We start from the raw sequence: 4028 nt of genomic DNA, 5'->3' as shown, positions 1-4028 counted from the left end.
GGACTCATTGCTCTCGTTTTACTTACATACGACTTGTAACTAAGCACTTCCTCGCAAAGCATCGTTCCGTCATCTTGTAGAGCTTTTAAATTAATGTGACGTACTTTCTTACCTTCTTCTTCAAAATGAATAAGCGCTCGTCCTGCTAAATCTTTAGAGGACCAACGCGTCATAATGATGATGATTTTCCCCCCTTCTTCAAGGCGAGAAAGCATTGTATTTGTAAACCACTCCCAATGTTTATCTAAAACAGTTTCGTTGAATGCTTCTTCTGCATTTTTTATTAAGTCATCAATAATTAATAACGAAGCACCGAAACCTGTTGCTGTACCAGTTGGAGAAGTTGCTAAGTAGTTATTATAGCCACCTTCTAAGCTCCATAAATTCATCGCACCGTCACCATGTTTGATACAAACATCAGGGAAAATATCGTTATAAACAATTGTATCCATATCTGCTTTGATTTCAGAAATACCATTACGTACAGCTTTAGAGAATGTGGTTGATAACATTTCATTGTAAGAGCCTGTCATAATCTTTTCTGTTTGATTTTGACCGAATACCCATTGCGCAAGCATAGAAGCTGTTCGTGATTTGCCATGACGAGGAGGAACATTGATAATCGCAACCTCATCATTTGACTGATAGAAGTCTTGCATTTCATTGCACATATCAATTAAGTACTGTCGGTTCTCTTTATAAAATGTCGGAGCAAGAACATTACAAAACTTAAAGAAATTGTCCTTTGCTTTGTCTACTGATTCCAACCGCAACAAAGTTTCAAGTTCTAATAATTCTGCATCTGTAATCATTTCAACTTCGCCTTCAATTCATCGATTCGCTTCTGACGTTCCTCTGGTGTCATTTCAGCTATGGTATTTGTAATACCTCCACTATGTTCAACCTGTTGCTTATCACGCCATATATCAGACTTTCGATTCTTAAGCCAAAAAATTTGTGCAGTTGTATCAGGAACAACCTCTTTTGTTCGTTCTTCTACAAGCACACTCTTATAACGAGAAACACCCAGCTCAACTAAACGAATTTCTTCTAAAGTCGCATCTGGGTGCTCTAATTTATATTTTTGTACAGTTACTTTTTGTAGCATGTGATATTCTTCACCGGACATTTGAACTTGCTCATATTTCTTTTCAGTGTACTCATATCCTAACGCTCGTTTTAGCAAAGCATTTTCGACTTGTCGGTCAATTACTTCCTTACCTCTTTTTAGGGCTGCTGAAAGTGCCGAAAACTTATCTCTCCAAGTTCTTAGTGTAGAGTATGCAATGCCCATATTTTGTGATATTTGCTCATCAGTCAGACCATCTCTTGCCCAGCCTTCAACTTTTAATAAACCTTCATCTGTAAGCCATTCACTATATTTCCCTTTGGCTCCACCTTTACTTTTATTCACTTTCCCAATGGCATCACCCCATTATGCTAGTTGCTTTGTAAAATAAAAAAAGACGTCGAAATGACGTCGATTCAATCAAATAATTTTTTAATTGACTCCAAAGAATGTGTTTTTAATTGCATTTTAACGCCGTTCTCAACTGCTTCTTCTATAGTCTCTCCACTCCCAAAACTAAATCGGTCTGGATATCCTAAATAATTTACCTGTACAGTTACATCATTTGATAACGGGTTCTTTTCCACTTCGAAATACTCAATATCATATCCATGCAAATGGATTTTACCATTAAATTTTTCAGTCATCACTCATCCTCCTTTAACCTTATTATAAGTTAATTGGAAATGCATTGTAATGTGTATTTCACCCTCAAAAGTAAGTACCGAATAGTCAGGGGAGGAGGAAACTCTGCTCGATACTCACTTTTCAAGGCAAAAGAAAAGCCACTCAATGAGTGACTCAATGTCCATAATTAAACCCAAATTTAACTATGTTACCGCTATTTAATTTGATGACATCATCGTAAAATCCGCAACACCCATCTTCAAGTGAATGTTTGTACTCTTCATCTTGTTGTCCATTAAAAGATAGTCGGGAATTATCGCAATTATCATCTATTTTCCTAAAAGCGTTAGTTATATAGTTTTTGCAATAGTTTATTTCACCAGGGTCTGATAAGCCACAACTTTTTAATTCATTAATAATGATATTTGTGTAATCAAATTTCATAGGCTCACCTCTTTTTTCTTTTAATTCTATCATATCTTTTTGCTCTCAAAACCACACCAAACTCTGCCCTCTCAACTCAAAGTGTTTTGGCTGTTTGATGCAGTTTTCAAAGCAAAAGAAAAAGCCCTCGTTTGAAGGCTTAATCAATGATTTCCCAATCCTCTGCTAAAACATCGTTGATTGATGGTACCCACATAGCATGAGAGCCGTTCACCATACGAATTTGTAAATAAGGTTCCACTTTAAATAAATCGCCTTCATTTAAGCCCCATGCTTCAGCAGTTTGTTTATTGCATGGAATGCCTTGAGGATAGCCTTTTTGGTACACTACGAACATCCCTTTACCATTCCAACCTTTTCGCGCTACTTTATTACCTTCCTTTAAAACTTCAATTGTTTGACCAAAATTCAATTTGATTTCCTCCTCCATTTCTAAAAATAAGAAAAAGCCTCCATCCGAAGATGAAAGCTTTAATATTGTGGTAATTGTCGAGTGCTCACTTGCGACTCATGGTAGAGCGACACCACGTTATTATTTGTAAAGCAATTGTGTTTTAGATTTATAGTGCATTTCCGCGCACTTTGTTGCTGTAGTAAGTTTTTTTGACTGAATTATGGAAAGTGGACGAAGTTCACATAAAAACCACTCCTTTTCCGTTTTTTTAGCCTTTTATATTAATTAAGATACCTAATCTCTTAAAAAATATGGGCCGGCTGTGTATGTCATGCTCCGAACTAGTTTGTTCAGCGCTGGTCGGTCGTCGGTCTGTCTGTCCTGGTAATTTATTGTTTCGAAAAATACCAAGGGAAGAAACATTTACCTGTCCGACCTCCCCTTTAGTATACAATTTTTATTTAACTCTCACGAAACATTGGACATTTCGGACATAACGGACATTTCGGACATTTTTTGTGCTATATCCATAAGGATGCGACGTATATGTCTGGCAGTAACACCTTCTAACTCTGCAATGTTTTTAGGTTTTAATCCAGCTAATCTCCAATGCAATATACTTTTCTCTCTTAACTTCGTAATTTTCGGTACGCAATCATCAATGAATTGTATGTGTTCCATGTATTCTCTAGCCATACTTGCTGATATAATACCTGTTTCTCGGAATGCTGCATTATACGTCGGATCACTTACTCCACCAATTCCTTTTGGCATTCCCAAACTGTCATACTTCGAAGTTAGACCACCTACATGCCCATGTACGCTTTCTGTTTCCATGCCCAGTACTATTTTCATTCGCAAGTACTGATTAATCATTTCGTAAACTTCTTCTGCATCATAATGTTTTTGCCCTTGTTTGCCCATTAGGTTTGCCCTCCTAAGTTGTGGTATAATGACTTATCTGACTAGCCGAAGGGCATGAACCAATTCTTTGCTGTAGCGTGTAACGACGCTGCGGCTTTTTTATTTTTAACTATTTAAAGTGTCGCAGTTGAGGAAATTTCTTTCCATTCCGATACTCATAATATTTTCTAACAGCGTTCTGATAAACTCCATTCAATTCATTCATTTCATTTTGAATCCTCAATAAAAGTTCATAGGTTAATTGATCCTCTTTTACAATATCATCTAAATCAACTTTCAAATCTCTTTCTACTTTACTAGCTTTTGCAACCCGTGATTGAACTGCTTTCGTTTTACTTGTAATTGAATTTTGTTGAGTTAAAAATTTTTCAAAACTTGTTATATTCATACAAATCCCTCCTTTATTTAAAGTAGCATAAAAGAGTGCAACTGTATCATAGTATTCAAAAATCATAGGCAGCTAACAACTGAACATTTTACTCAAAGTGTTCACTACTTTGACTCTTCTCGAATAACAGAAATCAAGTTATAAAACGCTTCTCTTACTCTATTTGAGTGTCTTGTTCCGTT

General features: G+C 36.2%; 7 protein-coding genes. All 7 read right to left on the bottom strand.

Annotated elements, in window-relative coordinates; genetic code table 11:
- A partial coding sequence (locus ACQKIM_RS27825; RefSeq protein ID WP_427550185.1) for a terminase large subunit domain-containing protein occupies positions 1 to 812 on the bottom strand: 812 nt, incomplete at its 3' end.
- Entirely contained in the window at positions 809 to 1414 is a 606-nt protein-coding gene (locus ACQKIM_RS27820; protein ID WP_427550184.1) for a helix-turn-helix domain-containing protein, read from the bottom strand. The genes ACQKIM_RS27820 and ACQKIM_RS27825, both read right to left, overlap by 4 nt.
- Positions 1415 to 1485: 71 nt before the next feature.
- The gene (locus ACQKIM_RS27815; RefSeq protein ID WP_427550182.1) at positions 1486 to 1716 is read right to left on the bottom strand and encodes a hypothetical protein; all 231 of its coding nucleotides are present in this window, start codon (positions 1714 to 1716) and stop codon (positions 1486 to 1488) included.
- 154 nt (positions 1717 to 1870) lie between these two features.
- On the bottom strand, positions 1871 to 2173 hold the full coding sequence (locus tag ACQKIM_RS27810; protein ID WP_427550180.1) for a hypothetical protein: 303 nt from the start codon (positions 2171 to 2173) through the stop codon (positions 1871 to 1873).
- A gap of 106 nt (positions 2174 to 2279) precedes the next feature.
- The gene (locus ACQKIM_RS27805) at positions 2280 to 2552 is read right to left on the bottom strand and encodes a DUF2829 domain-containing protein (protein ID WP_427550177.1); all 273 of its coding nucleotides are present in this window, start codon (positions 2550 to 2552) and stop codon (positions 2280 to 2282) included.
- 450 nt (positions 2553 to 3002) lie between these two features.
- A complete protein-coding gene (locus ACQKIM_RS27800) occupies positions 3003 to 3458 on the bottom strand; it encodes a hypothetical protein (protein ID WP_427550176.1) in 456 nt (151 codons plus the stop codon).
- Positions 3459 to 3567: 109 nt separating this feature from the next.
- Positions 3568 to 3846, bottom strand: a complete 279-nt coding sequence (locus ACQKIM_RS27795; protein ID WP_427550174.1) for a hypothetical protein — start codon at positions 3844 to 3846, stop codon at positions 3568 to 3570.
- Positions 3847 to 4028: the final 182 nt, after the last annotated feature.

This window comes from Lysinibacillus sp. NPDC047702 (assembly GCF_050272555.1).
Lineage (GTDB): Bacteria > Bacillota > Bacilli > Bacillales_A > Planococcaceae > Lysinibacillus.
This window is presented reverse-complemented; position numbering and strand designations above follow the sequence as displayed.

Coding starts and splice junctions, on each gene's coding strand:
- ACQKIM_RS27810 (WP_427550180.1), bottom strand. CDS start 2,173: ATGATAGAATTAAAAGAAAAAAGAGGTGAGCCTATGAAATTTGATTAC.
- ACQKIM_RS27815 (WP_427550182.1), bottom strand. CDS start 1,716: ATGACTGAAAAATTTAATGGTAAAATCCATTTGCATGGATATGATATT.
- ACQKIM_RS27795 (WP_427550174.1), bottom strand. CDS start 3,846: ATGAATATAACAAGTTTTGAAAAATTTTTAACTCAACAAAATTCAATT.
- ACQKIM_RS27800 (WP_427550176.1), bottom strand. CDS start 3,458: ATGGGCAAACAAGGGCAAAAACATTATGATGCAGAAGAAGTTTACGAA.